Origin of the sequence: Thermoflexus hugenholtzii JAD2, assembly GCF_900187885.1 — a bacterium.
In the GTDB taxonomy this organism is placed as follows: domain Bacteria; phylum Chloroflexota; class Anaerolineae; order Thermoflexales; family Thermoflexaceae; genus Thermoflexus; species Thermoflexus hugenholtzii.
The window spans coordinates 1-25,368 of sequence record NZ_FYEK01000027.1; the positions used below are offsets into that span (position 1 = coordinate 1).

Here is a 25,368-nt window from a genome sequence, read left to right on the forward strand (position 1 = left end):
GAGGCCCAGGCCCGCACGGAGGAGCGGGTGGCTCGCTTGGAGGAGGCGATAGCGCGTCTGACGGAGGCGCAGGCGCGGTCGGAGGAGCGTCTGAGCCGGCTGGAGGAGGCACAGGCGCGCACGGAGGAGCAGTTGAGCCGGCTGACGGAGGCCCAGGCCCAAGCGGAGGAGCGCCTGAGCCGGCTGGAGCGGACCGTTGCGGAGCTGACAGAGCGCCTGATCCAGCTGGAGCAGACTGTGGCGGAGCTCACGAAGCGCTTGATCCAGCTGGAGGAGCAGGTGCGCCAAATGGTCGAGGTGATCCGCCATCTGGCTTGGGAACAGCGGGATTTGCGAGACCAGTTGAATCGCTTCGGCTCCATCGTAGGGCTCAGCGCGGAAGGACGGATGGCCATCTACATGGAGCGGTGGCTGCAGGCCCAGGGCTATCGCCTGCTGATGCCGATCGCCTCGCTGCCGGTCGATTCAGAAACGGAGATCGATGGGATCACCCGGATTCAGGACGCTTCAGGAAACATGGAATGGGTGCTGGTCTCGGTGCGGGTGAAGGTCAGGCGACGGGATTTCGAAACCTTCGCGGGCGTGCTCCAGCGCCAGAAGATCCGGGAGCTGCTGAAGACCTACGGGATCACCGGGAAAGCCCGGCCCTTCATCTTCGGGATCGCCATGGAATGGGGGGTCGAGGAGGCGGCCCGCCGCCATGGGATCGGGCTGGTGATGGATGAGCGAGGGGAGATCGTATCTGCGGAGGTCTGGGAGCTGTGAAGCCGTCTTCACAAGTTGGGGGGACGCCTGAGGCGTCCCCCCAACTTTTCACTCGGCGTAGATCCGCACGTAGCGGTTCGGTTCCTTCCCGTAGCTGTGGGAGATCAGGTTGTACTGGCGGGCCAGCAGATGCTGCTGGCGTCGGATGTAAGCGTTCTGCGGCGAGAGATCCACGTAGCGGGCCTCCCCGTTGAGGATCTTCTGGATCGCCGCCTCCGCCTCCTCCAGGGCGCGGGCCAGCTGCGGATCCTCCTCCCCATCGGCCGGGGCCAGGTTCAGGATGTCCGCCAGGCAGCTCTCAATCTGGGTCACGGTGTTCGAGCGAACCACGTAGATGGGGATCCCGCGGCCCTCCGCCTCGGTGAGCGCCCGCGGATGCCGCCGGTAATGGGCCTTGGTGGTGATCACCACGTCCGCCTCGTGGATCTGCTCCACCACCTGGATGGGCGTCCCGAAGACGCTGGCGGCGCGCTGGAGCCGGTTGCGGGCCAGGCCTAACGGATACACCCGCAGCGGCCGGCGCGGCCCGTTGCCCGAGGGGGCCGGGGCGGCCCATGGCGATGGGGGCAGTCCCTCCTGCTCCTCCTCCAGGTCAAAGGCCCCCACTCGCTCGGCGCTCACCCGCGGGGGCGGCGTAGGTTCCCCGGGGGAGATGGGGGTAGTGGCGATGATTTCGCCCCGCCAGAAGGGGAGAGGCGACTTCCCTACCATCACCGCCCGTCGGAACCTCGGCTTCTCAATGTGGATCCGCCCCTCCTCATCCCGATAGCGCAGCTCCACATCCGGTTGCTGGCCCCGCAACAGGGCGTCCACGCTGGCGGCCACGTCGTGGTGGACCAGCAGGCGTTGCCGATCCTGGATCTCGATGAGCACATCGAAGGTAGGGGGCGCCCGGCGCTCCAGGACCGTCTTCTGGGTGCCGCGCCGTCGGGCCTCCTCGTCCGAGAGGGTCACGCTCTCCACCCCTCCCACCAGGTCGGAGAGGGTGGGGTTCATCAGCAGGTTCTCCAGGGTGTTCCCGTGGGCGGTGGCGATCAGCTGCACTCCCCGCTCGGCGATGGTGCGGGCGGCGATGGCCTCCAGCTCCCGCCCGATCTCATCGATGATGATGACCTCAGGCATGTGGTTCTCCACCGCCTCGATCATCACCTCGTGCTGGAGGCTGGGCTTGGGCACCTGCATGCGGCGCGCGCGGCCCACCGCCGGATGCGGGATGTCCCCATCCCCGCCGATCTCGTTGGAGGTGTCCACAATGATCACCCGCTTATGCTCTGCCAGGACCCGCGCCGCCTCCCGCAGCATCGTGGTCTTTCCCACGCCGGGGCGGCCCAGCAGGAGGATGCTCTTCCCTGAGAGAATGATGTCCTTGATGATATCGATCGTCCCGTAAACCGCCCGGCCGACCCGGCAGGTCAGGCCGATGATGTTCCCCCGCCGGTTGCGGATGGCGCTGATCCGATGCAGTGTCCGCTGGATCCCCGCCCGGTTGTCCGCATCGAACTCCCCGATGCGGGAGACCACATACTGGATATCCGTTTCGGTCACCTCCCGGGCGCACAAGGTGACCTCGCCATCCGTGTAACGGGCCTCCGGATAGCGCCCCAGGTCCAGCACCACCTCCAGCAACGCCTCGTTGCGGTTGCGATCCCGGACCGCCTGGGCGATGTCCGGAGGCAACACGTTGAGCAACGCTTCCAGGTCGTCTGTGATCTGAAATTGCGTCATTCTTGCGATCCTGCTCCTCCCGTCCAGATGCCGGAACGCCTTCCAGGGAGTTTCTGAAGGCTGTCGCTTCGAGATCATCTTATTCTACGGCGATCCTCAGGAGCTGTCGAGTTCCTGCAGCGCCGCCCGCATGGTCTCCAGGGGGGCCTCCTGTCCGGTCCACAGGGTGAAGGCCAGCGCGCCCTGATGGAGCAGCATCCCCAGCCCGTTGTAGGCCGGGATGCCGGCCACCTCCGCTAGGGCCATCAGCCGGGTCCGAGGGGGCTCGTAGATCAGATCGATCACCGCCTGGAGCCCCCACGGGAAGGGGCGATCCGGGGGCCAGAGGCAGGCTTCCACATCCGGGGCCATCCCCACTGGCGTGGTGTGGATCAGCGCCACGATGCCCTCGGGGAGGGGATCCTCCAGGTGGATGGGGTGCACCGGCGGGAGACGCAGGCCGGCGGCCGGGAACGACGCCTCCAGCGTTTCGAGCATCCGATGCGCCCGGTCCAGGCTGCGGTGGAGGAGGAAAACCTCGCCGACGCCCTCGAGGGCCAGGGCGGCCAGGACCGCGCGGGCGGCCCCTCCGGCGCCGATGATGGCCACCGTCTGCCCCTGCACGGACAGCCCGATCTCCTGCAAGGCGCGGCGGAACCCCTCCACGTCCGTGTTCTCCCCCACCCATCGCCCTTCGACCGCCCTCAGGGTGTTCACCGCCCCAACCGCCCGGGCCAGCGGGGAGATCTCATCCAGCAATGGGATCACAGCGGTCTTGTGGGGGACGGTCACGTTGGCCCCGGCGAAGCCCAGCGCCCGCAACCCCCGGATCGCGTCCTCCAGATCCTCGGGGCGGACCGGCAGGGGCACGTAGGCCCAATCCAGGCCCATGGCAGCGAAGGCGGCGTTGTGCATCTGCGGGCTGCGGCTGTGAGCCACCGGCCAGCCCAGCAAACCGACCAGGCGGGTGGTCCCGCGGATGCGCGCCATCGCTCCCCTCCTGGGCTCTCCTGAAGCGCGGGGCGGGCTTCCCGGGCCTCACGGTTCCATTTCGATCTCCGCGCCGAGGGCCTGCATCCGCTTCACGAAGCCCGGGAAGCTGTCCCCGATGCATTCGGCGTCTTCCACAATGGTCTCCCCCTGGGCGATCAACCCGGCCACGGCCAGGGCCATCGCCAAGCGATGATCCCCGTGGCTGTGGACGACCGCGCCGCGCAGCGGGGTGGGCCCTTCGATGGCGAAGCCGTCTGGATGCTCCTCGATCCGCGCGCCCATCCGGCGCAGCTCGGCCGCCAGAGCGGCGATGCGGTCGCTCTCCTTCACCCGGAGCTCGGCCGCATCCCGCACCCGTGTGGTTCCCTCCGCCTGAGTGGCCGCCACGGCGAAGATGGGAAACTCATCGATCATGCGGGGGACCCAGGGGCCGGCGATCTCAATGGCCTGAAGGCGGACGGCGGAGGCCCCCAGGAGCCGGCCTACGGGCTCCCCGTGGCGTTCACCCTCCGGGATCACGCGGATCGGCGCGCCCATCGCCTGAAGGGCCTCGATCAGCCCCAGGCGGGTCGGGTTGAGCAGCAGGTCGGTGACCTCGATCTCCGAGCCCGGGATCAGCAGGGCGGCGACCAGCGGGAAAGCCGCCGAGGAGGGATCCCCGGGGATGGCGCAATCGAGGGGCGAGAGCCGCTCGGCCGGATAAACGGTGATCGTCCTTCCGTGCTGCTCCAGGGTGGCTCCCATCGCCCACAGCAGGCGCTCGGTGTGATCCCGGGAGGGCGCGGGCTCCACCAGGGTGGTGGGGCCCTGGGCGTAGAGGCCGGCCAGCAGCAGCGCGGACTTCACCTGAGCGCTGGCCACGGGCATCTCGTAGCGGATGCCGCGCAGCGTCCCTCCCCGCAGATACACCGGCGCGTGGCCTTCCGTCGTTCGAACCTCCGCTCCCATCCGGCGCAGGGGCTCCGCCACCCGCTCCATCGGACGCCGGGAGAGCTGGGCGTTGCCGACCAGGGTGCTGGGGAAGGGGAAGCCGGCCAGGATCCCCATCAGGAGCCGCATGGTGGTCCCGGATCCCCCGCAATCCAGTGGGGCGGAGGCCGGCTGAAGGCCGCGCAGCCCCCGGCCGTGGACGATCAGGCGGTCCGCGGCCGGGCGCTCCACCTCGACCCCCAGCGCGCGGATGCAGCGCAGCGTCGCCTCGCAGTCAGCCGCCGGGAGCCAACCCTGGAGCGTCGAAGTCCCTTCCGCCAGGGCGGCGAACAGCAACGCCCGGTGGGAGAGGGATTTATCCCCGGGCACCCGGATCACACCATGCAGACGAGCGGGTGGGCGAACCCTCAAGCGCATCGATCCTTTCCTGCGTGATCCGAGATGGTGAAGATCCCCTGGCTCTGGAACGGATCCTAGAGCCTCGTCTTTCCCCATTATAATTTGAAGCGGGCATCCCTCGTCCTCGGCGGCCTTGGGGATATCCCAAACAGTGGATAGGAGGTGGCGATGGAGCGGAAGCCCAAGCCGTATACGGTGGCCGAGATCATGACCTCGCCGGTAGTGACCGTCCCGCCGGATATGCCGGTGGAGGAGGCGCTGCATCTGATGGTGCAAAAGGGGATCTCCAGCGTGGTGGTGGAGCCGGAGGGGCCCCATGGGACCTGGGGGATCATGACCAAGCGGGACATCCTCAAGAAGGTGGTGGCTGCGGACCGGCCGCTGAAGGGCCTGAAGGTCCGCGACCTGATGAGCGCGCCCCTCATCACCGTCTCCCCGGATACCACCATCCGTCAGTGTTCCATCATTATGCTGGATGCCAATATCCGACGGGCCGTGGTGATGCAGGACGGCCGGCCCGTCGGCATCGTGAGCGACACCGACATCTTCCAGGCCGTGGAGGAGCGTGGGTGGGGTCCGGATTGAGCCCTGAGCTCCCTCGGCCCATCCGGGTGCGGCGACTGGCCGCGGATGGCCGGCTGCGCGTGATCTACGTCGGGCGCCTCATGCGGGCCTCCCCGGAAGCGCTGGTGGTGGAGGCCTTCTGGGAACGCCCCCCGCTGGACCTGGGGTATGTCCGCCTGGAGCCTCAGGATCGGTTCGTGGAGTATTTCTTCCCGGGCCGCTGGTTCGTGATCTATGAGATCCACCATCATCGGGACGATCGGTTGAAGGGCTGGTATTGCGACATCGTCTATCCCCCGCGGGTTTCGGAGGAGGAGATCGAGCTCCGCGATCTGGCCCTGGACGTCTTCGTCACGCCGGCGGGGGAGGTGCGGGTGCTGGATGAAGAGGAGTTCGAAGCGCTCCGGCTGTCGGAGCGCGACCCCTCCGCCTATGCGGCGGCCCGTTCGGCCCTCCGGGATCTGCTGAGGATGGTGGAGCGGCGAGATCCCCCCTTCGGCATCTTGCCCTGGGCGGCGGCTTGATCCTCGCGAGCGTGAAGGCACAGGCCGAGGAGGAGAAGGCTTTGCGAAGGCGCTGGGCTTGGGCGCTGGCATGTTTAACGCTGGCAGGGAGTGTGCGGTTCGCAATGGCCGCCCGCATGCCGGTGGAGGCGGATGAGCCCACTTACCTTCGAGCGGCCTATCACTATGCGGTCCTGCTGCGCCAGGGAGATATCGGAGCCGTCCCCTCTCTTTGGGAGAACCCCGAGCATCCAGCCCTGGTCAAGCTCCTTTACAGTTTAGCCTGGCTAATCCCGTCGGGGGACAGGTGGTTCTCCGATGCCCTGTGGGGGGCTCGTCTCCTGTCGGTCCTCTTCGGAGCCGCGGCGGTGGGTCTGGTAGCCTGGATCCATCCGGCAGCCGGCTTGTTGCTTGCCGTTCATCCTCTCACCATCTATTACACTTCAGCTGCTCTGCTGGAATCCATCCCCCAGTTCCTTGCCATGCTGGCGGTCCTGTCATGGCGTTCAGCAAGCCGTCGAGGCGCTCGCTGGTCTTATCTGGGCGCGTTCGCATTAGGAGCAACAGGCGCGGCAAAATGGGCGTATGTGCTCCCCTTGCTTCCCGGATCGATCGGAATGCTTCGACGCTCCCGAGGCACCGCGATCCTTTTAGTGGTGGCGGCGGTTTCCTTTGTGTCTCTGAACCCGCCGATGTGGATGGATCCCCTTAGATACCTACGAGAGACGATCCGCTATCATTTCACATATTCCACCTCAGAGCATGTCCAGCGCTATGGCCTCCCCTGGTATCAGCCTTTCCTTTGGCTTAGCCACTCCCTTCCAGAGGCGTTGATTTTGACCCTGGGGCTCGCGGGGGCCGTCCGGGGCTTGTTCGATTCTACCTTTCGGAAGCAGGTTGCATGGGGCGCTCTGAGCGCTGTGATCTTTCTGCTAGCCTGGCCGACGAAATGGCCTCACTATGCGCTTGTGGCGACCCCTTTTCTCTCCCTCATTGCCTCGGATGTGCTGGCCCGAGGGCAACGCACTCGAGCCCTCTTAAGTGTCATGGGGATCCTGAGCATGATCGTGAGCGTGCGTATGATCATAAGACAGCATCCCTACCTGGATCCGGGTCTGCTGGAGCATCGCATCCCCAAACCTTTCGAGGCACGCTGGGAAGGGATCCGCCTGGAAGGGGTGCGATGGGAGGAGGCGGGGGCCCGGGAGAGTGTCCTCTCTCTCGTTGTGTGCTGGCGTCCGGAACGCCCGGCGGCTTCGAATCTCTCTGTCTTTGTGCACCTGTTAGGGGAGACGCCAAACCCCCGTACCGGGAGCGTCCTCTGGTCCCAAGTGGATGCCCAGCCTCTCGGAGGCGCCTATCCGGCGACCCTGTGGGTGCCCGGCGTGGTCTTCTGCGATCGTTATCGGATCGCCCGGCCGCCGGATCTGCCCCCGGGGATCTATCTGCTCACCACCGGATGGTATCGCTGGGAGGATGGTCATCGGATCCCGCTACACGAGGGCCCTCAGGATCCTCGTTATCCGGATGCTTTGGTGATCGGACGCTGGGTCGTTGGGGGGATGAGATAGCAAGGATTGCGGGGAAGGGGGGATCCAGACAAAATAGAGATACTACGCCGCGTGGGTTCTTTTCAACCCTTCCCGTCACAGGAGGGCGCCATGGGTTACGGATACGCCGGGCGGATCCTGCACGTGGATCTCAGCGAGGGGCGTTTGTGGGTGGAGACCCCACCGGAGTCTTTCTACCGCACCTATATGGGCGGCAGCGCCATGGGCCTCTACTACATCCTGAGAGAGATGCCGCCGGGCATCGACCCCTTCGATCCCCGCAACGTCCTGACCCTCTTCCTCAGCCCGCTGACCGGTGCGCCCATCTCCGGCCAGTCCCGTCTGATGGCGAACGCCAAGTCTCCCCTCACCGGCGCCATCGGGGATTCCCAGAGCGGGGGGTTCTTCCCCGCCGAGCTGAAATACGCCGGCTTCGACGGCATCGTGATCCGCGGGCGCGCTCCTCGGCCGGTCTACCTCTGGATCCACGATGGGGAGGCCGAGCTGCGCGACGCCTCCCACCTGTGGGGACGGATCACCGGGGAGGCGGAGCGAATGCTCCAGGAGGAGCTGGGCGACGATCAGATCGAGGTGGCGCAGATCGGCCCGGCCGGCGAGCGTCTGGTCCGCTTCGCCGCGATTATGAACATGTCCAACCGGGCCAACGGGCGCACCGGAATGGGCGCGGTGATGGGCTCCAAGAACCTGAAGGCCATCGTCGTCCGGGGCCGTCGCAAGGTGACGGTGGCCGACCCGAAAACGCTGGCGGAGCTGGCCCAGTGGGGCGCCCGCCACATCGAAGACAACCCCGACGTCCAGGGCCTGGCCCTCTATGGGACGGCCAGCGTGGTGGCCTGGCAGCAGATGGCCGGCACCCTCCCGACCTACAACTACAACGCCGGGCAGTTCGAGGGCTTCGAGAAGATCACCGGCGAGCGGATGGCCGAGACCATCCTCAAGGAGCGGGACACCTGCTACGCCTGCGTGGTGCGCTGCAAGCGGGTGGTGGAGACGGAGTGGAACGGCCGGAAGGTGGATCCTTTCTATGGAGGTCCGGAATACGAAACCATCGCCACCTTCGGCTCCTATTGCGGGATCGACGATCTGGACGCCATCGCCCTGGCCAATCAGCTGTGCAACCAGTATGGGGTGGACACTATCTCCTGCGGGGCGACCATCGCCTGGGCCATGGAATGCTTTGAGAACGGCGTCCTCACGGAGGCGGAGATCGGCTTCCCGCTCCGCTTCGGCGACGCAGGGGCCATGCTGCGCCTCCTGGAGATGATCCTGAAGCGGGAGGGGATCGGCGACGTCCTGGCCGAAGGCTCCGCCCGGGCCGCGGACCGGCTGGGGAAGGGCCACGAGTTCCTGATCACGGTGAAGAACCAGGAGGCGCCCGCCCATATGCCGCAGGCCAAGCGCTCCCTCGGGCTGATCTACGCCGTCAACCCCTTCGGCGCCGACCATCAGTCCAGCGAGCACGACCCCATGTATGAAGAGGGAGCCTCCGAGCTGTACCTGCGCCGTCTCGCCCTCCTCGGCCTGACCGATCCCCCGCCTCCCGGCAGCCTGAACGAGGAGAAGATCCGCTTCGCCTACCTGACCCAGCTCTTCTATTCCTTCCTGGATTCCGCCGGGCTCTGCCAGTTCGTCTATGGCCCCGCCTGGACCCTCTACGGCCCCGAGGAAACGGTGCAGATGGTGCGGGCGGTGACCGGGTGGTCGGATTTCACCCTGGAGGAGCTGCTGCGCATCGGGGAGCGCCGGCTGAACATGCTGCGCTGGTTCAACGCCCGGGAAGGCCTGGACCGCCGGGCGGATCAACTGCCGAAGAAGTTCTTCAAGGCGTTGCAGGGGACCGGGCCGACGGCGGGGGTGGCCCTGAGCCGGGAGGAGATGGAGAGGGCGCTGGATCGCTATTACGAGATGGCCGGCTGGACCCGGGAGGGGATCCCGACACCGGAGAAGCTGCGCGCGCTGGGCCTGGGCTGGCTTCTGGAGGCCTGAGGGAGGCCGTCCCGGGTCGGAGGGTGGAGGGACAGCGATGCCCTCTACGATGGAGCATGTGATGGCCCTGAGCGTGACCATCGGGCCGCGGGGGAGCACCACGGAGGCCGAGCGGGCGGCGGCGGATTACGCGGCGGAGGTCTTCCGGGCGCTGGGCCTCACCCCTCATGTGGAGCCCTTCGTCAGCGCGACCTCCGCCTGGCGGCCTTACGCCATCGCCACCGGCGGGATGCTGCTCATGGTCCCCCTGTTCTTCCTGGGCGGGCGATGGATCGCCGCCCTCGGGACGTTTCTGCTCATCCTCTGCACCGTCCTGGAGCTGACCTTCACCCCGAACCCCCTTCGCCTGCTGGTCCCGAAAGGAAGGAGCCAGAACGTCTACGCCGTCCTCCCGCCGGCCGGACCCGTCCGGGAGCGGGTGATCCTGTGCGGCCATCTGGACACCCATCGCACGCCCTGGGCTTTCTCCTCGCTGCGGGCCCTGGCCCTTTACCGGACGCTGGTCACCCTGGGGTTGCCCGGGGCGCTCGGGATGGGCGCGCTGTTCGGGATCGGAGCCTGGACCGGGGATCCCCGGTGGGGGTGGCCGGCGCTGCTGCCCGCCCTCCTGCTCGCGGCGGTCTTCGCCATGGCGGTGCAGGCGGATCTCACGCCCTACACCCATGGGGCCAACGACAACGCCACCGGGGCGGGGATGGTGCTCGCGCTGGCGGAACGGCTTCGTCGGGAGCCCTTGCGCCACACGGAGGTCTGGGCCCTCTGCACCGGATGCGAGGAGGTCGGGGCCTATGGGGCGGCGGCCTTCGTCCGCCGCCATCGCGACCTGGGTCGCCCGATCTTCATCGTGCTGGATACCGTGGGTGGGCCCGGGAGCGGGCCGTGCGTCCTGGTTCAGGAGACCATGCTGCTTCCCCTTCGCAGCGATCCGGAGTTGCTGGCCCTGGCGGAGGAAGTGGCCCGGTCGTATCCGGAGCTGGGCGCCTATCGATGGCCGAACTTTCGGGGGGCCTACACGGACGGCGCCCCGGCCGTCCGGGCCGGGTGGCGGGTGCTCACCCTGGTGAACCTGCGGCCGGATGGGGTGCTCCCCTACTGGCACCAGCCTTCGGACGTGTATGAGAACGTGGATCCGGGGGTGGTGGCTCGCACCGAGGCCTTCGTCTGGCAGCTGCTGCAGGCCATCGACCGGCAGGCCATCGCGCGTGGATAAGCCCCTCACCGGGAACATGCGGTCGGGGGCGGGGAAGAGGCGGTTGGTGCCTCCCCCGCCCCCGGTTCATTCGGTGGGGGCCGCTCCAACCCTCGGATTTGCCGGGTGCTCCCCTTTGAACGAAAATGAAAGGCCTCATCCATGACGGAGAAAGGCCTATGGCGCTCCGGCCGGAGTTCCCGCTGACGATCCAGGCCGACCGGACGGTCTGGCTGGAGACCCGGCATCCCGGGTATGAGCTCGCCCGGGACGCCTTGGCCCGTTTTGCGGACCTGGAGCGGAGCGCCGGGCCCATCCACGTCTACCGCATCACTCCCCTCTCGATCTGGAACGCCGCTGCCCTGGGCCTCACGGCTGCACAGATCCTGGAGGACCTGGAGCGCTTGAGCGGCGGCCAGGTCCCCGAGGGCTTGCGGGAGGACATCCGGACCTGGATGGCCCGCTACGGCCGGCTCCGCCTGGAGATGGGAAACGGGCGGCTCTGGCTGGTGGCCGACGATCCCGCCTTGCTGGCCTGGGTGCGGGCCCAATCCGTGGTGGCCCCCTTCCTGGCCCCCTCCGGAGAGGCGGAGGCGGACCGGGTGGCGGTGGAGCCCCGGGCCCGGGGTGCCCTCAAGCAGGCCCTCCTCTACCTGGGATATCCGGTGGAGGATATGGCCGGATACGTGGAGGGCGCCCGCCTGGACCTCCGGCTGCGGTCCACGTCCCGGGCCACCGGCGAGCCCTTCCGCCTGCGCCCCTATCAGGAGAAGGCCGTGGAGGCCTTCCTCCGGGCCGGCAGCGGGGTGATCCTGCTCCCCTGCGGGGCGGGCAAGACCATCGTGGGCCTGGGGGTGATGGCCCGGCTGCGCACCGCCACCCTGATCATCGCCACCAGCACGGTGGCCGCCCGCCAATGGATCGCGGAGATCCTGGACAAAACGGATCTAAGCCCCGATCAGGTCGGGGAATACACCGGCCATCGCAAGCAGATCCGTCCGGTCACGGTGGCGACTTACCAGATCCTCACCCATCGCCCCCATCGGGATTTCGAAGAGGACCTCCTCCGCCAGTTCCCGCATTTCCGCCTCTTCAGCGCCCTGGACTGGGGGTTGATCATCTACGATGAGGTGCATCTCCTGCCGGCCCCGGTCTTCCGCATCACCGCCCAGCTCCAGGCCCGCCGGCGCCTGGGTCTGACGGCCACCCTGGTGCGGGAGGATGGGCTGGAGCGGGAGGTGTTCGCCCTCATCGGCCCTAAGCGCTACGAGGCCCCCTGGCGGGAGCTGGAGGCCCGGGGCTGGATCGCCGCGGCCGAATGCCACGAGATCCGCGTCCCGATGGCCCCGGAGGATCGCCTGCGATACGTGGCCGCGGCAGAGAAGGAGCGCTACCGCCTGGCGGCCACTAACCCGGCCAAGGAGCCGGTGATCCGCCAGCTCCTCGCCCGGCACGAGGAGGACACTGTCCTCATCATCGGGCAGTATCTGGATCAGCTGGAGCGCATCGCCCGCGCTGTCCGCGCCCCCTTGATCACCGGCCGGACGCCGGTGGCGGAGCGGGAGCGGCTCTTCGATCAGCTCCGGCGCGGGGAGATCCGCCGCCTGGTGGTCTCCCGCGTGGGCAATTTCGCCATCGACCTCCCCGACGCCAACGTGCTGATCCAGGTCTCCGGCACCTTCGGCTCGCGCCAGGAGGAAGCCCAGCGATTGGGACGGATCCTGCGGCCCAAGCGGAACGGGATCCTGGCCCACTTCTACACGCTGGTCACCCGCGACACGGTGGATCAGGACTACGCCGCCCGGCGCCAGCTGTTCCTGGTCGAGCAGGGGTATCGCTATGAGATTCTGGAGGCCGAAGAGCTGTCCCATTACCACCCGGCCGTGGTCGACGTGGCCGCCTGGCCGCGGGCCCTCCCCCCGCAGACGTCCGCCGGGAACGGATCCTCCCCCAATGGATCTGGATCGTCTGCTTGACCTCCTTCCCCATCCGGTTCGCGCGGAGGCCTTCCGCCTGTGGGCCTCCGGGGCTGTGCACCTGCGGACGCTGGGTCCGGAAGTGTGGATCGCCAGCATCTCCACGGAGTCGCGAGCGATGGAGACGCGCTGGCGACGTCCAGGCCCGGAGGAGGCGCGGGCCCCCGAGGCGTTGCGGATCCGGGGTTGCGGATGCCGGTCCGCGAAACCATGCGCCCACGAAGGGGCGGCATGGCTGGCCCTGCTGTTCGATGGGGGAGGGTTGCCCGAGGAGGCCCAAGCGGAGCTCCAGCGCCTGGAGGCCCAGTTGGAGCCGCAGACCGCCGTTGAGCTGCTGCGCCTCGCCCGGCGCCGCCGCTGGGCCCTGCCCCGCGGGCGCAAGCCGGAGCTGGTGCGGCGCTTGGCCGCCCGGCTCAGCGTCTACTACCGGCTGGGGCTGTGGCGGGAGGAGCTGGACCCGGAGCTGGAGCGCCTGCTCGGGCTGATCCGCCTGCTCGGCCAGGAGCGGGTGGACCCGGAGGAGCTGGAAGCCCGCTGGATGCGCTGGGCTGAAGGGGATCGCTTGACTTTCCGGGCCGTGTGGCGTCGGGCCATCCAGCAGGGCCTTCTGATCCCCTGCGCCCTGGGCCACGACGGGCGGCCGCGCCCTCACGCCCATCTGCCGGCTACCCTCCCGCTCTCCCAGCTTCCACCCCCTGTGTTCCCGGCCACGGTCTACCGTGGCTTTCCTCCTGAACAGACGGTCGCGGCGCCGCCCCTCCGGCTGCTTCTGGAGGAAGCCCGCCGCTGGTGGGTCCTGCGGCCGCCCGCCCGGATCCTCCGCCTTCATCCCCAAGCGCATCGCTTTCCCTGGTTATGGGGATGGCCCCACGATCCCGAGGAGGTGGAAGCGCTCCTCGCCCGCCATGCCGGATCGCCCCCTCCCTACGAATGGCTGACGGTCCCGGCGGAGGAGTTCGATCCCCGCGCCGTCGAGGCGCTGGGGGAACGCATGGGGTTGCCGTGGGAGGGTGCCGCCTTCATCGCCGAGATCCTCTGGCGTCTCTCCGGCGAGGGCTCGGGGGAAGCGTTCCCCTTCGCTCCGGGCATCGGGGAGGAGGATCCCATCGCCCGCTGGTGGGAGATCTGGCGGAGCGGGGCGACGCGCTTTGAGATCGCCTGGCTTCGACGTCGGGATCCCACGGTCCGGCTGGTGCGATCCCTGGGGTGGATGGGGGGGATCGAGCAGCTTTACTATGAGTGGGGACGGGGCCGGAAGGCCCTCATCGAGTTGCTGGCCACCCTGCCGGATGAATGGGTGGACTGGATGGATCTGGCCCGGGCGGTGGAGGCGGCCCAGCCGCCCGGCTTCGCGCAGGACCGGCTGGATCAGCCCTGGCGGTTGGTTCGCGGCCGGCCGGCCCAGGAGCCGGTTCCCATTGCCGAGCATCTGCGCGCCTATCTGGAGGGGACGCTGTTCTGGTTGGGGGCGGTGGCCCTGGTGTATGAGGGGGGATCGCTTCGGGCCTTCCGTCTGACCGCCCAGGGGCGTCGATGGATCCGGGGGGAGATCCCTGGGGCAGAGGAACCGGAGTCGCTTCCGGAGACCCAATGGCTGGACGAGAGGACATGGTCGGTGCGGCCGGGGCCGGAGGCGGCCCCGCTGCTCTGGCTGTCGGGTCGGATCGGCCGGCCGATGGGCTCCCCGTTCGTTTTCGCCCTGGACGAGGAGCGCATCGCCGAGGTGTTCCGGGAGGGCTATCGCCCGGAGGAGATCCTGTCCCGCTTCGAGGCCTGTGGCCTGCCGCCCACAGCCGCGCTGCGAACGGCCCTGGAACGGGTGTGGGATAGCATGCGGCGGGTCCAGGTGTTTGAGGAGGTCACCATCCTGGAGGCGGAGGACCCGTGGACCCTGCAGGAGCTGCTCGCGGCCACCGGGCTGGGATCGGCCATTCGGGGCTGGCTTGCCCCCCACGTCGTGGTCATCGAGGAGGCTGCTCTCGAGCGGCTGCTGAAAGAGCTCCGGGATCGGGGATATTTCCCCACGGTGGTGGAGGGTTGATCCACGGTTGTTGTAGGAGGGGCTTTCGCCCCGAACTCCTGTCTTCAAGATCCCGAAGGCCACGGATGAAGCCGCCCTCACAACCCCGAGCCTTCTGCTTTTGATGACGTGAGGGTCGCTTCCTGCTAGTTGGTGGCCGAAACGAATTTCGGCCCGCAGCGGCACAGGTCGCGGCTCCTATGGTCAACGGAGGGCCCGCATCCGTTCCGCCCGCCGATCCCAGGCGGTCTCCAGGGCCTGGAGGGGTTGCTCCAGGCCTCGCAGGGCCAGGGAGAGGTCCGCGCCTCCTCCCACCGCCTGCTCCAGGGCCTCCACGGCCTTCGGGAGCTCCTCGGCCTGCTCCAGGAGCTCCGCATCGAACCGGTAGAGGGCCTCCAGCTCCCTCTCCTCGATGCGGAGGGCGTCGAAGAAGCCGGCGTAGCCGTAGCTCGCCGTGCGAACGCGGTCGGCGAGGGTCTGGAGGCGACGGACAAGGCGGTCCAGCTCCTCCACTCGGGAGAGATCCCGGTCGGCCAGGCGACGCTGGGCCCGGAGCAGCCGGTCGGCGGCCTCCCGAAGCCGCTGGCTGAGGGCCTCCCGGAGAAGGCGGTCGGCGTCTCGCCGCAGCTCCTTCTCCTTGTATCCCGCGTAGCCCGGGAGGGCGCGCAGCCATCGCTCCAGGGCCGGCCGGTTCGCTTTCACCCGTTCCAGGATCTCATCCATCGTCGCCTCCCGACGCTTATGCCCTTCGCCCCTTGCCCTCCGCCATCTCGACGATCTGGCGGAGCAGGGTGACCAAGGTGACGGCGCTCTGGACCAGGGCGGCTGGGGAGGGGCGGGCGTCCCCGCCGCGCTCCCGTCGGGCCTTCAGGTAAAGATAGGCGGCCAGCACCCCGAAGAGCGCCCCCAGCAAACCCCCGATGAACAACCCCCATCGATCGCGACGCACGAATGATCCTCCCTGTGAAGAGGGTCCTTCATCGCCTCTATGATAGCCCACGTCGCCCTTCCGGGTCGAGGGATCCAAGAGCCTCCGGGAGGGCACTCCTCGTAGTCCACCTGTTGCAGCTCCATCCCAGGGGTCCAGAGCCAGAACCAGACATGGGTGCGCTGGCACATGGCGCCCTGCGGGTTCCGAAAGGGGACGGTGCGGGAGAGGGCCAGGCCCGTTCCCTCCCGCTCCCGGATCAACCACATGCGATAGCGATCGGATCCCAGCTGCCAGCGGAGATCCCCGCGGGCAGTCAGGGTCCCGATCAGGCAGATCCCGCAGCCCACCCCTGCGACGGCCAGGGCCAGAAGCGCGGAGAGGGCGGTCTCAACCCGTTGCCGCATGGCGGTCCCTCCAAAGGCGCATAAGGGGATGGAGGTCTTTCACGCTTCTTCTCCCTGGAGGTGGATCAGCACGAGCTCGGGAGGGCACATCAAGCGCATGCGGGGCATCCCCAGGCCCTCCATCCCCAACCCCCGGCTCACATACATGGTGGTTTCCCCACGCCGATACAGCCCCATCTCGTAGCGCTTGCCGTAGATGGAAGCTGTGACCAGCGCGCCGATCCCCGGGAGGCGGATCTGACCCCCGTGGGTGTGGCCGCACAGGTAAAGGTCGATCCCCAGAGCGCTGGCCTCCGGGAAAAGATCCGGGGAGTGATAGAGCAGGATGGTTACGGCCTGAGGGGGAACCTGGCGCATCAGCTCCCGCAGGCGCCGGCCGTCCTCCTCCGGGTCGTGGGTGCAGGTGAGGCCGATCAGGCAGATCTCGGGGCCCGCATGGGCCAGCTGGCCGAACCGGGCGATCTGATCATCCAGCCAGGTGATGTGGGTGAAGCCGAACAGGATCCGCCGCACAACCTCCGGCGGGTCCACCAGCGGCGTGCCCGTCACCAGGTAAACCCCTAGCGGGGCCTGCAGGGCCTCCAGGAAGCGGCTGCACTGCGCCTGGGCGATGGGATCGCGGACGTAGCTCAGGTTGAGGAGATCCCCCGTGAAGACGATGAGATCGGGATCCAGCTGCTCCGCCCAGCGAAGCACCTCCTGCTCCCGCCGCGTCAGGCGCTCCAGGTGGAGATCAGTGAGGTGAAGGATACGCAGCGGGGGCATCCCCCGGAGCTTGGGGGAAGCGATGACCAGCTCCGTCAGGGTGAGGCGGAAGGGCTCCCGATACAAGGCGTTCAGCAGGTTGCCGGTGAAGGCCAGGTGGCCGATGAGGGCCAGGCTGGCCGCCCAGGGGGAAGGGTGCAACGGGAGCGGGCTCAGGCTCAGGAAGAGACGGAACAGGCTGAAGGCCAGGAAGGGCGGCTTGGGAGGGCCGAAGGAATAGCCCCGGCGGGGGAGGCTGATCAGCATCGCCGCGTCGCCGGCGGCGAAGGTCAGGAAGAGCCCGGCGGCTACCGCGCCGGCCATCCGGGAGCGATAGACCTCCTCCCACGCCAGCCCCACCCCGCCGCTTAGGGCCAGCGTCCAGAGGCCCACGAGGCCCCACGGCAGGCGCTCCAGTCGGTCCAGGAAAACCATGAATCGATGAAAGGGGCTCTCCTCCGTCCCGGGACGGAACCGGCGGCGCCGGACCGGGACCGGGGCGGTCTCGCGGATCGGCGCGGGGGAAGGGGTTCCCTTAGGGGTTTCGGATCCAGACCCCAAAGCGTCCTGTCCTTCCGTGTTCCGCACGGTGGGAGAACCAAAGCCCGGTGTGGCACGCGGTGCAGATCCCGGCGGTGATCACGGCGGGCACGCCCAGGCGTCGCAGATGAAGGCGGACCGCCTCCGGAAGATCCAGGTGCCAGGCGCCGTTCCGGCGGCGCAACAGGAGGGCAGGGCCCAACCGGGGGCCCAGGGCCTCGATGACCTCCGGGCCGACAGCGTAGCAGCAGCCCCCGATGCCGGGACCCAGGGCGGCGTGGAGGGCCGAGGGTCCGCGACCCAGATGCCGCTCGAAGGCCTCCAGGGCGGACTCCAGGATGCCGGCCGCGAGGCCTCGCCAGCCCACATGCACCAGGCCCACCGCCGGGAGATCTGGATCGGCGAGCAGAACCGGGATGCAATCGGCGAACCGCATGAACAGGGCGAGCCCCCGCTCCGCCGTGATCAACCCGTCCACGCCTTTGAGGGCCGCTCCACCATGCCGGGCGTCCACAACGAGGACCCGGTTTCCGTGGACCAGCCAGGCGGTGACGGTCTCTTCGGGGCGCAGGCCGGCCGCGGCGAAGGCCCGTCTGAGGTTCTCCGCCACGGCGGCGGGATCATCGCCCACCGAGTGGCTGAGGTTTAGGGAAGCGAAAGGCGGCGCGCTGACCCCGCCCCGGCGCGTCAGAAAGCCGTGAGGGATCTCCCCCCACGGGGGATCCGCGAACCGATAGAAAAGGATCGATCCGTTGCGGATCGCTTCCCAGCGTGTCATGGGGAAACTTCCAGCAGGACCTTCAGCACCCCCTTGCGGGCGGCGTGCTCGAAGGCCTTGTCGGCCTCCTGCAGGGGGTAACGGGCGTGGATCAACGGCTGGACGTCCACCAGCCCCTGGCCCAGGAGGCGGAGGGCCGGCTCGAAAGGCCCGCAGCGGGATCCGATCACCGCCACCTCGTCCACGGCAACCATGGTGAGGTTGGTTTCGACGGTGCCGTGATAGGTGCTCTTCAGCACCAGAGTTCCCCGGGGGCGCACCCAGCGGCGGGCCAGATGAAAGCCTTCGGGGGAGCCGGTGCATTCCACCACCACATCGGCGGAGAGCTCGTCTACGTCCTCCACGTGGGCCACCGGGATCCCGCGTCGGGCCAGCAGGGCCAGCTTGTTCGGGTTCCGGCCCACGACGAGCAGGTCGCAACCGGTGAGCTGCAGGACCTGGGCGACGAGGTTGCCCAGCTTGCCGTCGCCCAGCACCACCACCCGATCCGTGGGGTGGATGTGGATCTGCTCGGGGATCTCCAGGGCGGCGGCCAGGGGCTCGACGAACACGGCCGCTTCATCCGGGATCTCAGGGGGCACCTCGTGCAGGTTCACCACCGGCAGGAGGAGATACTCCGCGAAGGCCCCATCCCGCCCGGAGATGCCCAGGGTCGTCCGGTTCGGGCAGTGGGTGGGCCGTCCGGCGCGGCACGTAGGGCAGACGCCGCAGGCGGCGTTGATCTCACCCACCACCCGCTTCCCCACCCACTCGGGATGATCCGGGGCCTCTTCGACGACGCCGACGAACTCATGGCCGGGCACGCCGCGGAAGTTCAGGTAACCTCGCATCAGCTCCAGGTCGGTGTTGCAGATGCCGGCCAGCTTTACCCGGATCCGCGCCTCCCCGGACGGCGGGGAAGGGGTGGGATAGTCTCGCCGGATCTCCAGGCCACGGTTCAGGTAGACGGCCCACATGAACGCTCCTCCCGCTCAGGGAGATGGCCCCGAGGCGTCCGCCACCGGAAACCGCCTTCGGGCTTCTGAGTTTTCCCTTATTTTAATCGAAGCGGACGCCTGCCGCTTTTCCTCGCTCTCTGCTCTATTGGGAGCCTTCGTGCTTCCCATCCGCGGATGGCTCCCTCGCTCCCTCCTCGACGTCGGGCGCGCCCCGAGCGGCCCCGCATATCCCAGATAACCCAAACGCTCCGTTAAGGTTTCCCAAATCCCTTGTGCAGGTGGGGCGGATTCATATAATGGAGGCGTAGAGTGGGGAGAAGTGGAGGAGAGTGGTGGGGGCGAGAGGGCGGCGCAAGGCGGAAGCGGAGCGGCCGGTGGCTTCCCCGGGGGAGACCCCGATGTTCCTGGGGGAATACCGGCATGGGATCGACGCGAAGGGACGGATGTTTCTCCCCGCGCGCTATCGCCCCTTTTTTGCGGCGGGGGCGGTGCTGACCCGGGGCCTGGAGCCCTGCCTGTATCTGTTCACGCTCCCGGAGTGGCACCGCGTCGCGGAGCGAATCCGCCAGCTGCCCCTGACCGCCCCCGAGGCGCGGGAGTGGCGCCGTTTCTTCTTCGGAGGGGCCTTCGATGTGGTCCCCGACGAGCAGGGCCGCATCCTTATCCCAGCCTCCCTCCGGGCCTACGCCGGCCTGGAAGGTCAGGCGGTCATCGTCGGGGTTCATACCTACCTGGAGATCTGGTCTCCATCCGCATGGCAGGAGATCCTGGAGCGCTTTCAGAACGGCCGCATCCCGCCCGAGCACTGGATCGGGTTGCAGGTGTAGCGGATCGGATCCGGCGGAATCCCTGAGCAGCGGCACGATGCACATCCCGGTTCTGTTGCGCGAAGTGCTGGAGGGCTTGCAGGTCCGCCCGGGCGGCGTCTACATCGACGCCACCGTGGGCGGCGGGGGACACGCCGCAGCCATCCTGGAGCGCTCCGCGCCGGATGGCCGCCTGCTGGGGATCGATCGGGACCCGGAGGTGCTGGAGCGGGCGCGGGAGCGCCTGCGCCCCTTCGGCGAACGCGCGATCCTGGTCCACGGCTCTTACGCGGAGCTGCGGCGGATCGCGGTGCGCTATGACTTCCTGGAGGTCGACGGGATCCTGTTCGACTTGGGGCTCTCGTCGTGGCAGCTCTCGGATCCCCATCGGGGGTTCAGCTTTCAGATCGAGGGCCCCCTGGACATGCGCTACGACCCGGGCCATGGGATCCCGGCGGCGGAGATCGTGAACCGGTGGCCAGAGAAGCAGCTGGCGGAGGTGATCCGGCGCTATGGGGAGGAGCGCTTCGCCCGGCGCATCGCCCGGGCCATCGTGCGAAACCGGCCCATCCGCACCACCACGGAGCTGGCGGAGCTGATCGCCCGGGTGGTCGGGCGTGGACGGGAGGATCAGCATCCGGCGACGCGGACGTTCCTGGCCCTGCGGATCGCCGTCAACGAGGAGCTGCAGGCGTTGGAGCAGGCCCTCCCCCAGGCGGTCTCCCTGCTCCGGCCCGGAGGGCGCCTGGCGGTGATCGCCTTCCATTCCCTGGAGGATCGCATCGTGAAGACGTTCTTCCAGCGCGAATCCCGGGATTGCCTCTGCCCGCCGCAGGTCCCGGTTTGCACGTGCGGGCATCGGGCCACCCTGCGCCTGGTGACCCGCAAGCCCATCCGTCCGTCCGAGGAGGAGGTCCAGATCAACCCGCGGGCGCGCAGCGCGCGCCTGCGCATCGCCGAGCGACTGGAAGATCCCACACGAATCGTTCGCGGTGTGCTTGGACGATGAGCCGCCGACGACGGGTGTTGCTGACAACGGTGGGGGGGATCCTGTTCATCGCGGCCTTCTCCCTTCTGTTCACACTGCTCTCCACGGCTGCGGTGGAACAGGGGCAGATCGTTCAGCAGCTCCGCGAGGTCCGCGCGGCGCTGGAGCGGGAGAACGCGGCCATGGAGGAGATCATCGCCCGGGAGAGCGCGATCCCACGCCTGGTGGAGCGGGCCCGCGCCCTGGGCTTCCTCCCGGGGGAGGGCGCTTCGGCGCTCCCCCTTTCCCTGCCGGCGCCACGCCCGACGCCGGGGATGCGGCCATGAGGGAGGCCTCGCTCCCCCTGCGCTGGCAGCCGGCCGCGTTCGCCCCCGCCCTGATCCTGGGGCTGGTGGTGATCCGGCTGATCTATTTGTCGTTTTATGCGCCGGGAGGGCTTCTCGGGGTTCAGACGCTGGAGCTCCGCCTGGAGGCCCGCCGCGGCCGTATCCTGGATCGGAGAGAGGCGGTGCTGGCCCTGGATGTCCCGCGTTATCAGGTCGTCCTGGAATATCGACCCATCGCCTATGGGGGGGATCCAGAACGGCGGGCGGTATGGCTGCGCCGGGTGGATGAGGTTCTGAGTCCGCTGCTGGGCTTCTCCGTCCAGGAGGCCGCCCGGAGCTGGCCCGACACTTGGTGGCAGCTCCCGATCGCCTGGGAGGTGCCGGAGGACCTCGCCCGGGTGATCGCCCGTCGCATCGAAGAGGCCGGGCTGCGGGGGGTCCGGGTGATGCCTTACTGGAAGCGGATGTACCCGGAGGGCGCATTGCTCGGCCCGGTGACGGGCTTCGTCGTCTTCGGATCGGACGCCCGAGGTGTGGAGGGGCGGCGAGGGGCCAGCGGGGTGGAGCGGGCTTATGATGGGGTGTTGAGCGGGAGGGCGGTGATCCTGCGGGTGCCGGTGGATGCCGAGGGGCGCCCCCTGCCGCTGGAGGAGGCGGCCCTGGAGGAGCCGGAGCCCGGCGGGGACGTGGTCCTCACGCTGGACCGAACGATCCAGGCGGTGGTGGCGGAGGAGCTGGCCCGGGGCCTTCAGGAGAGCGGAGCCCAGCGCGGGGACGCTCTGGTCCTGCGCCCGCGCACCGGGGAGATCCTGGCCATGGTCAGCCTGCCCGCCTTCGATCCCAACGCGCCGGAGACCCTGGAGCGCAACGCGCGCAATCCGATCGTCCAGGATCTGTATGAGCCGGGCTCGGTCTTCAAGATCCTGACGATGGCGGCCGCCCTGGAGGCCGGCGTCGTCCGCCCGGAGACCCGTTATATGGATCAGGGGTGCGTGGAGTTCGGAGGGGCCCCGATCTGCAACTGGGATCGGGATCGCTATCCCGGAGGGCGGGGCTGGCTGGATATGACCGAGCTGTTGATCTACTCCCGCAACGTGGGCGCTGCGTATCTGGTCCGCCTTCTGGGCCCGGAGCGCTTCTACGCGGCGCTGCATGCCTTCGGGATCGGGGAACCAACCGATGTGGATCTGCCCTATGAGACAGCGGGCCGGCTCCGGGCCTATGGAGATCCGGATTGGAGGGAGGCGGACCTGGGGCGCCAGTCCTTTGGCCAGGCGGTGTCCGTGACCCCACTGCAGATGGCGGTGGCCGTCTCCGCGGTGGCCAACGACGGCCTGATCATGCGGCCCTTCATCGTGCGGGAGCTCCGAACCACCCAGGGGATCCAACGCGTTGAGCCCCGAGTCCGGCGGCGGGCCATCTCGGCCGAGACGGCGCGGACCCTGCGGGAGATGCTCGCGGCGGTGATCGAGCGGGAGGCGGTGAAGGCCCGGGTGCCGGGCTACCGGATGGCGGGCAAGACCGGGACGGCGCAGATCCCCACGCCGGTGGGCTACGATCCCCGGGACACCATCGCCTCGTTTGTGGGGTTCGGCCCGGTGGAGGATCCCCAGGTGCTGATCCTGGTGAAGCTGGATCGGCCCCGGCGCTCCCCCTGGGGCTCGGAGGAAGCCGCTCCGGTCTTCGCCCGGATCGCGGCGCGGATCCTCCCGATGCTGGGGATCCCGCCCTCGGGCTCCCCGGAGGGCCGGTGACCTTGGCTTCCGGCCAGTGTGTTCAGGAGCGTTGGGGATGGCGGAGAACAGCGGAATGCGTGTGGCGGTTCAGGGGATGACCCTGGCGGATCTGGCGGAGGCGCTGAGCGGACGGCGCCCGCCCTGGGAGATCCCGATCCGCCATGTGTCCATCGACTCCCGGGTCTGCGGGGAGGGGGATGTGTTCATCGCCCTGCCGGGGGAGCGGACCGACGGCCATCGCTATGTCGGGGACGCCTTCCAGCGCGGGGCGATCGCCGCCCTGGTCCATCAGGAGGTGTCCGAGGGGGCGATGCAGGTGGACCTGGAGCGAGGGCCCTGGCCGGAGTCCCTGGAGCTCCCGGTTTGCTTTCGGGTCTCGCAGACCCTGGAGGCCCTCCACCGGTGGGCGGGATGGTGGCGGGCGCGCTTCCCGGTGCGGGTGATCGGGATCACGGGGAGCGTGGGGAAGACCAGCACGAAGGAGCTGACCTGGGCTGTGCTCTCCCGGCGTTACGAGACGTTGAAGAGCGAAGGGAACTTAAACAGCGAGATCGGTCTGCCCCTGATGTTGCTCCGTCTGACGCCGCGCCATCAGCGGGCGGTGCTGGAGATGGGGATGTATGCCCGGGGGGAGATCGCGGCCCTTTGCGCCATCGCCCGCCCCATCGTGGGCGTGGTCACCATGGTGGGCCCTGTCCATCTGGAGCGTCTGGGGAGCATGGAGGCCATCGCGGCGGCCAAGGCCGAGCTGGTGGAGGCCCTGCCCGAAGATGGGGTAGCCGTCCTCAATCGGGACGATCCTTACGTGCGGGAGATGGCGGGGCGGACCCAGGCGCGGGTGTTCTTTTACGGGCTGGATCCGGAGGCGGACCTGTGGGCGGATGAGATCGTGAGCGAAGGGCTGGAGGGAATCCGCTTCGATCTTCATTATCGGGGAGAGACCTTCCGGCGGGTGCGGGTCTCCCTGCTGGGCCGGCACAGCGTGCACACCGCCCTGCGGGCGATCGCCGTGGGGGTCCTGGAGGGGTTGACCTGGGATGAGATCTTCGCCGGCCTGCGGGACCCGCGGGCGCAGCTGCGCCTGGTGGCGGTGCCCGGGCTGAACGGCTCGATCATCCTGGACGACACTTACAACGCCAGCCCGCCATCGATGCTGGCCGCGCTGAACCTGCTGGCGGAGCTGGAGGGCCGCAAGATCGCGGTGCTGGGGGACATGCTGGAGCTGGGGACATATGAGGTCGAGGGGCACCGGCTGGTGGGCGGGCGAGCGGGGACGGTGGTGGATCTCCTGATCACCGTGGGGCCTCGGGCACGCATCATCGCCCGGGAGGCGATGGCGGTGGGCCTGCCGGCGGGCCGGGTGTGGGTCTGCGACTCGAACGCCGAGGCCATCGAGATCCTCCGCCGCATCCTGAAGCCCGGCGATGTGGTCCTGGTGAAGGGCTCCCGGGGCCTGCGCATGGAGGAGATCGTGAACGCCCTGTGTGAGGGATAAAGGAAGGCGGCGGGGTTGCCGGCCCGTCGGTCTCATTCCCGCTGGACAAGGAGGTCGAGTGGCGCAGGCGCTGTTCATGGGCGGTCTGTCCTTCCTGCTGGCGGTGATCTGGGGGCCGCCGCTGATCCGCTGGCTGCGGGCCAACGGGGTTGGGAAGAAGATCCGGATCGAGGGGCCACGCACGCATCAGGTGAAGGTGGGGACGCCCACCATGGGCGGCCTGATGATCGTGTTGCCGGTGGTGAGCCTGACCCTCGTCCTGAACCTTGGGAACCTGATCGCCAACACCGCGGCCGGACGGGCGTTCCTGCGTCAGATGGGCTGGACAGGGGATCAGTTGATTGGGCGATCGATCCTGGTGCCGGTGGCGGCCATGCTGGCCTTCGGGGCCCTGGGGGCGGTGGACGACTGGATGGGCACGCGGGGGGGCAATGGGTTGCTGGCCCGCCACAAGTTCCCGATCCAGATCGTCCTGGGGACCGCGCTGGCGCTGGTGCTGCACTTCGGGATGGGCCTGCGCAGCATGGCCATCCCCACGGTGCCCCAGAAGATCGACATCGGGTTGTTTTACCTGCCCATCGCCGTGTTCATCATCGTGGGCTCGGCCAACGCGATCAACCTCACCGATGGGCTGGATGGCCTGGCGGGGATCATCACGGCCACGTCGTTCATCGCCTACGGGGTGATCGCCTATCTCCAGGGCCAGATCTATCTGGCCACCTTCGCCTTCATCGTGGTGGGGGCCTGCATGGCCTTCCTGTGGTTCAACGCGCACCCGGCCCAGCTGTTCATGGGGGATGTGGGCTCCCAGGCCCTGGGGGCCACCCTGGGGGTGGTGGCGTTGATGACCGGGCAGTGGCTGCTGTTGCCGGTGATCGCCCTCATCCCGGTGGCTGAGACCCTCTCGGTCATCCTGCAGGTGGCTTACTTCAAGTGGACGAAGGGGAAGCGCCTGTTCCGGATGAGTCCGCTTCATCATCACTTCGAGCTGCTGGGCTGGTCGGAGACCCAGGTGGTGCAGCGGTTCTGGCTCATCGCCATCTGGTCGGCGATGATCGGCGTGGCCCTGGCGTTGCTGTGAG

The 25,368-nt window shown here is 68.4% G+C and carries 21 protein-coding genes and 1 pseudogene; 14 read left to right on the plus strand and 8 right to left on the minus strand.

Annotation, left to right across the window (positions count from 1 at the left end; translation table 11 throughout):
• Positions 1 to 765 (plus strand): annotated as a pseudogene (locus CFB18_RS16235) (hypothetical protein); the annotation flags it as partial.
• Positions 766 to 813: 48 nt separating this feature from the next.
• Here CFB18_RS16235 and CFB18_RS06260 read toward each other — a convergent pair.
• The 3 genes from CFB18_RS06260 to aroA all read right to left on the minus strand — a co-directional run bounded on the left by CFB18_RS06260 (position 814) and on the right by aroA (position 4,809).
• Positions 814 to 2,490: a R3H domain-containing nucleic acid-binding protein gene (locus CFB18_RS06260; protein ID WP_088570948.1), complete on the minus strand. Its 1,677-nt coding sequence runs from the start codon at positions 2,488 to 2,490 to the stop codon at positions 814 to 816.
• A gap of 96 nt (positions 2,491 to 2,586) precedes the next feature.
• The gene (locus CFB18_RS06265; protein ID WP_088570949.1) at positions 2,587 to 3,459 is read right to left on the minus strand and encodes a shikimate dehydrogenase; all 873 of its coding nucleotides are present in this window, start codon (positions 3,457 to 3,459) and stop codon (positions 2,587 to 2,589) included.
• Between the two features lie 48 nt (positions 3,460 to 3,507).
• Complete coding sequence (gene aroA, locus CFB18_RS06270) at positions 3,508 to 4,809, minus strand: 3-phosphoshikimate 1-carboxyvinyltransferase (RefSeq protein WP_088570950.1); 1,302 nt, start codon at positions 4,807 to 4,809, stop codon at positions 3,508 to 3,510.
• Positions 4,810 to 4,959: 150 nt separating this feature from the next.
• Here aroA and CFB18_RS06275 point away from each other — a divergent pair, with 150 nt between their 5' ends.
• The 7 genes from CFB18_RS06275 (at position 4,960) to CFB18_RS06305 (ending at position 14,621) form a co-directional block, all read left to right on the plus strand.
• Complete coding sequence (locus tag CFB18_RS06275; RefSeq protein WP_088570951.1) at positions 4,960 to 5,376, plus strand: CBS domain-containing protein; 417 nt, start codon at positions 4,960 to 4,962, stop codon at positions 5,374 to 5,376.
• Complete coding sequence (locus tag CFB18_RS06280; RefSeq protein ID WP_088570952.1) at positions 5,361 to 5,879, plus strand: ribonuclease FAU-1 family protein; 519 nt, start codon at positions 5,361 to 5,363, stop codon at positions 5,877 to 5,879. Before CFB18_RS06275 ends, CFB18_RS06280 begins: the two co-directional genes overlap by 16 nt.
• 41 nt (positions 5,880 to 5,920) lie before the next feature.
• Positions 5,921 to 7,429: an ArnT family glycosyltransferase gene (locus CFB18_RS06285; protein ID WP_234977020.1), complete on the plus strand. Its 1,509-nt coding sequence runs from the start codon at positions 5,921 to 5,923 to the stop codon at positions 7,427 to 7,429.
• 90 nt (positions 7,430 to 7,519) lie between these two features.
• Positions 7,520 to 9,415, plus strand: coding sequence for an aldehyde ferredoxin oxidoreductase family protein (locus CFB18_RS06290; protein ID WP_088570954.1), 1,896 nt, complete (start codon positions 7,520 to 7,522; stop codon positions 9,413 to 9,415).
• Between the two features lie 37 nt (positions 9,416 to 9,452).
• The gene (locus CFB18_RS06295; protein WP_088570955.1) at positions 9,453 to 10,625 is read left to right on the plus strand and encodes a M28 family metallopeptidase; all 1,173 of its coding nucleotides are present in this window, start codon (positions 9,453 to 9,455) and stop codon (positions 10,623 to 10,625) included.
• Positions 10,626 to 10,783: 158 nt separating this feature from the next.
• Entirely contained in the window at positions 10,784 to 12,580 is a 1,797-nt protein-coding gene (locus CFB18_RS06300; RefSeq protein ID WP_088570956.1) for a DNA repair helicase XPB, read from the plus strand.
• Positions 12,558 to 14,621: a hypothetical protein gene (locus tag CFB18_RS06305; protein WP_088570957.1), complete on the plus strand. Its 2,064-nt coding sequence runs from the start codon at positions 12,558 to 12,560 to the stop codon at positions 14,619 to 14,621. Before CFB18_RS06300 ends, CFB18_RS06305 begins: the two co-directional genes overlap by 23 nt.
• Before the next feature lie 183 nt (positions 14,622 to 14,804).
• Here CFB18_RS06305 and CFB18_RS06310 read toward each other — a convergent pair whose 3' ends face one another.
• From CFB18_RS06310 to CFB18_RS06330, 5 genes are all read right to left on the minus strand, one after another.
• Complete coding sequence (locus CFB18_RS06310) at positions 14,805 to 15,323, minus strand: hypothetical protein (RefSeq protein ID WP_088570958.1); 519 nt, start codon at positions 15,321 to 15,323, stop codon at positions 14,805 to 14,807.
• 16 nt (positions 15,324 to 15,339) lie between these two features.
• Positions 15,340 to 15,549 carry a hypothetical protein gene (locus tag CFB18_RS14995; protein WP_143597538.1) on the minus strand — a complete coding sequence of 70 codons (210 nt, stop codon included), beginning with the start codon at positions 15,547 to 15,549 and terminating at the stop codon, positions 15,340 to 15,342.
• Positions 15,550 to 15,974: 425 nt separating this feature from the next.
• Positions 15,975 to 17,240, minus strand: a complete 1,266-nt coding sequence (locus CFB18_RS06320; protein WP_143597539.1) for a metallophosphoesterase — start codon at positions 17,238 to 17,240, stop codon at positions 15,975 to 15,977.
• Positions 17,215 to 17,997, minus strand: a complete 783-nt coding sequence (pgeF, locus tag CFB18_RS06325) for a peptidoglycan editing factor PgeF (RefSeq protein ID WP_088570961.1) — start codon at positions 17,995 to 17,997, stop codon at positions 17,215 to 17,217. Before pgeF ends, CFB18_RS06320 begins: the two co-directional genes overlap by 26 nt.
• Complete coding sequence (locus tag CFB18_RS06330; protein WP_088570962.1) at positions 17,994 to 18,953, minus strand: MDR/zinc-dependent alcohol dehydrogenase-like family protein; 960 nt, start codon at positions 18,951 to 18,953, stop codon at positions 17,994 to 17,996. Before CFB18_RS06330 ends, pgeF begins: the two co-directional genes overlap by 4 nt.
• A gap of 314 nt (positions 18,954 to 19,267) precedes the next feature.
• On the opposite strand from CFB18_RS06330, the gene mraZ reads away from it, so the two are divergent.
• From mraZ to mraY, 6 genes are read left to right on the plus strand one after another with little or no spacing between them, the layout of a single operon-like run.
• Positions 19,268 to 19,762, plus strand: coding sequence for a division/cell wall cluster transcriptional repressor MraZ (mraZ, locus tag CFB18_RS06335; protein WP_234977021.1), 495 nt, complete (start codon positions 19,268 to 19,270; stop codon positions 19,760 to 19,762).
• Positions 19,763 to 19,799: 37 nt separating this feature from the next.
• Positions 19,800 to 20,750: a 16S rRNA (cytosine(1402)-N(4))-methyltransferase RsmH gene (rsmH, locus tag CFB18_RS06340; RefSeq protein WP_088570963.1), complete on the plus strand. Its 951-nt coding sequence runs from the start codon at positions 19,800 to 19,802 to the stop codon at positions 20,748 to 20,750.
• The gene (locus CFB18_RS06345) at positions 20,747 to 21,055 is read left to right on the plus strand and encodes a hypothetical protein (protein WP_088570964.1); all 309 of its coding nucleotides are present in this window, start codon (positions 20,747 to 20,749) and stop codon (positions 21,053 to 21,055) included. Before rsmH ends, CFB18_RS06345 begins: the two co-directional genes overlap by 4 nt.
• Positions 21,052 to 22,809, plus strand: coding sequence for a peptidoglycan D,D-transpeptidase FtsI family protein (locus CFB18_RS06350; RefSeq protein ID WP_088570965.1), 1,758 nt, complete (start codon positions 21,052 to 21,054; stop codon positions 22,807 to 22,809). Before CFB18_RS06345 ends, CFB18_RS06350 begins: the two co-directional genes overlap by 4 nt.
• Positions 22,810 to 22,846: 37 nt before the next feature.
• On the plus strand, positions 22,847 to 24,286 hold the full coding sequence (locus tag CFB18_RS06355; protein WP_088570966.1) for a UDP-N-acetylmuramoyl-tripeptide--D-alanyl-D-alanine ligase: 1,440 nt from the start codon (positions 22,847 to 22,849) through the stop codon (positions 24,284 to 24,286).
• Positions 24,287 to 24,344: 58 nt separating this feature from the next.
• Positions 24,345 to 25,367, plus strand: a complete 1,023-nt coding sequence (gene mraY, locus CFB18_RS06360; protein ID WP_200808110.1) for a phospho-N-acetylmuramoyl-pentapeptide-transferase — start codon at positions 24,345 to 24,347, stop codon at positions 25,365 to 25,367.
• Position 25,368: the final 1 nt, after the last annotated feature.